This window comes from Ohessyouella blattaphilus, assembly GCF_024721265.1.
Taxonomy (GTDB): domain Bacteria; phylum Bacillota; class Clostridia; order Lachnospirales; family Lachnospiraceae; genus Aequitasia; species Aequitasia blattaphilus_A.
Genome location: NZ_JAMXOC010000064.1, coordinates 1 through 1956, shown reverse-complemented (window position 1 = coordinate 1956; position 1956 = coordinate 1). Strand labels below are relative to the sequence as shown.

General features: G+C 46.9%; 1 protein-coding gene and 2 pseudogenes. All 3 read left to right on the top strand.

Annotated features, from left to right (window positions below):
• Positions 1 to 86: pseudogene (locus NHH16_RS15295) on the top strand (glycine/sarcosine/betaine reductase complex selenoprotein A); the annotation flags it as partial.
• Between the two features lie 27 nt (positions 87 to 113).
• Positions 114 to 1652, top strand: coding sequence for a glycine/sarcosine/betaine reductase complex component C subunit beta (gene grdC, locus NHH16_RS15290; protein ID WP_262070456.1), 1539 nt, complete (start codon positions 114 to 116; stop codon positions 1650 to 1652).
• Positions 1653 to 1664: 12 nt separating this feature from the next.
• A pseudogene (locus NHH16_RS15285) lies at positions 1665 to 1956 on the top strand (glycine/sarcosine/betaine reductase complex component C subunit alpha); the annotation flags it as partial.

The window sequence follows — 1956 nt, the reverse complement described above, 5'->3', positions numbered from 1 at the left end:
AGATTAGTATGATGGAAATGGTTCTTGACATTGACGATATCGTGAATGAAATGAAAGCTATTCGCGACGAATTTTGCAAGTACTAATCATGGAAATAAGGAAAGAGAAATGTGATGAATAGTGTAATAAAAGGTGCCAGCTACGTGCTGGCACATACACCAGATATGGTACTTCATAACGGAACCACTCAGACCACCGAGAGAATTGTGAATCCTGAGTCTGAATACTTGAAAGAAGTACCAAAGAACCTGCGAAGCTTCGAAGACGCAGTGAATTATTATCCGAATCAGACCTATATTGGAAACCTACATCCAGACGAACTAAGAGAAGTAGAGCTTCCTTGGTATAACAAAAAAATGGAAGGTGCAGACCGCTTTGGTAAGTTTGGGGAAATTATGCCTCAGGAAGAATTCTTACTCTTAGTTCAAGCTTCGGATATGTTCGAAGTGGTGCGCCTAGAGAAGGGGTTTGTTGCCTCTCACAAAGAAACCTTTGCGGCCAATCCGATTATCTCCGAAGACATCAGTGCCAGAATTCACGAAGGGGTAGAACAAGGTGAAATCGAGCGAAGTGTAAGTGAGGAGCATAGCGAAGGGTTATATCACAATGGCAAGTTAGTGGGCTGCGTGAAGCGAGCTCATGATATAGATAGCAACTTATCGGCTCACGTAATGCACGAGAACCTGATGAGTAAGGCTTCCAGCGTCTTAGCGCTTCTTTATGCCGTTAAGAACGCGGGAATCCGTAAAGAAGACGTAGACTACGTAGTAGACTGCGCGGAAGAAGCATGTGGTGACATGAACCAAAGAGGTGGCGGTAACTTCGCCAAAGCGGCGGCAGAAGTAGCGGGTCTTGTAAACGCGACGGGTTCAGATTTAAGAGGTTTCTGTGCAGCACCGACCCATGCAGTCATTGAAGCAGCAGCTCTTGTTAAATCAGGTGCTTATAAAACCGTCATCGTTACCAGTGGTGGTTGTACCGCAAAGCTAGGTATGAACGGAAAAGATCATATTAAGAAAGAGATTCCGGTTCTTGAAGACTGCTTAGGCGGCTTTGCCGTAGTGATTACGGAAAATGACGGCGTTAGCCCAGAAGTGAACCTTGATCTTCTTGGACGCCATAGCGTGGGAACAGGGTCAGCTCCTCAGGCAGTTATGACTGGCCTGGTAATCTCCGGTCTAGAAAAGGGTGGACTTAAGATTTTGGATATCGATAAGTACTCGCCAGAGATGCAAAACCCTGATATTACCGTACCAGCAGGTGCCGGTGATGTACCCCTTGCTAACTACAAGATGATCGGTGCTCTTGCTGCTAAGCGCGGGGAGATGACTCCGAAAGACTTAAATGACTTCGTTAAAAACCACGGGATGATCGGCTGGGCTCCTACTCAGGGACATATCCCATCGGGTGTACCTTATATCGGCTTTGGACTTGAAGACATAAAAGCCGGCAAGGTAAATAAAGCGATGATTATCGGTAAAGGAAGCTTGTTCCTTGGCCGGATGACCAACCTATTTGACGGCGTATCCTTTATTATGCAACCTAATAGCGGCGAGACCGAGGGTGGCAGCTTTGATAAAGCCCAAGTCAAACAACTAATCGCCGAAGCCTTAAAGGACTTCGCGCAAAATATGCTAGATAAAGCAGAGTAGAGGAGGCGCAAAATGGCTAAGAATTTAAATGAATTAGTAGCGTCCACCTTTCTCGAGATCGCGGAAGGTATCGAAAGCGGAAGCTTCGCTGCCAAACCGAAGATCGCTCTAACCGGCATGGGTAGTGAACACGGTGAAGCCAATGCAATCGCTGGAGCTCAGGCGGCAGCCAAGATGGGAATCGATGTGTATTACATCGGGACTCTGGAGGCAGAAGGCGTAACCACAATCCACGTGGCTGACGAAGAAGAAGGCCATAAGAAGATGGAAGAGCTACTGGATAAGAAGGAAGTGGACGGGGCAG